Below are 1,091 nucleotides of genomic sequence, written 5' to 3'. Positions count from 1 at the left end.
TTTGAAGCGATGCGCTTAAGCCATGGCGAAGAGGCAGCGGCACGTTTTCAGCAGGTGTCTACGCACTGGTTACGTCACACAGGCGCCAGTCTTGAGATTGAACGAGGTCGAGCATTAAAAGATGTATCAGAAGATCTGGGGCACGCAAGTATGGCGACTACCGATACTATTTACGTTCAGAGTGAAAACAAAAAGCGTGCAGAAAGTGGTAAGTCACGCGATGTATAGCAGCGTGACTTAGTGGAGCATTCTAAGTGCTTTATCTATTGGATTCGATCAAGCGCAATCACGCGCACTTTCTCGGAGCTAGAAAACAATGAATCTCTCAATAGCTCAAGCTCGGTGACCTTTACTTCGTCGCTGTAAGCATCGTTTAGTAAAATCTCATCGCGTTGACTTGTGTAGCTCGTGTATCTTGAATCCCATTCCTTACGTTGGGAGTCTAGGCTCGTTAAACGTTCTGCAGCCTCTTCGCCAACAGCTTCAACGCGCGCATTATATAGCTCTTCACCAGTAAGCTCTTGATTGTCAGTGGTGCTCTCACGCAGAACTTGAACTGGATTTGCGCCGCTTCTACTTTCGATAAACTCTGCCGGCATTTGTGCATCAAGTGATTCTAAAGCCGCTGATTTTTGCTCACTATTCATTGCTTGATCAGCGTTGATTCTGAGTCGCTCAATCATATATGCATCATACTGTTCACGCTCAGAATAAAATGCCTCATGCATTTCTAAGCCTAGGTTTTCAGCTCGAATTGACTTAAGTAACTGCAAGCGTTCGTCGATCAAATCAAGGTAACTACCACTTAAGCTCGACATTGGCCAGTCTGTAGTAAAGCTTTCAATTCGGCTTGAAAATGTAAGTTCTAGGTCCATTACCGCGGTTTTGTATGCAACGTACGATTCTAAAGATTGAAGTGCTTGGCTTAAGGCTGGCTCTTCTAATTTGTAGTTGAGATATTCTTCTATCCGCGCCAAAACGGTTTCCAATGACTCTTCTTCAATAGCTGAAAAGAAGAAATCAAATATGTCTTTTAGGTCCGATGAAATACGAAGATCGCCGTTCTCATCGACGGCCAAATCTCGATCAAA

General features: G+C 44.3%; 2 protein-coding genes. One reads left to right on the top strand and one right to left on the bottom strand.

From position 1 onward, the window contains the following. On the top strand, positions 1 to 228 hold a 228-nt coding region (locus A3738_RS18655), incomplete at its 5' end, for a tyrosine-type recombinase/integrase (RefSeq protein ID WP_156504334.1). A 35-nt stretch (positions 229 to 263) separates the two neighbouring features. On the opposite strand, the gene A3738_RS18650 is transcribed toward A3738_RS18655, so the two are convergent. After that, on the bottom strand, positions 264 to 1,091 hold an 828-nt coding region (locus A3738_RS18650), incomplete at its 5' end, for a lipase secretion chaperone (RefSeq protein WP_068763770.1).

Source organism: Oleiphilus sp. HI0066, assembly GCF_001635725.1.
Note: the sequence above shows the minus strand (reverse complement) of the source record. Positions and strands in the feature narration are given on the sequence as shown.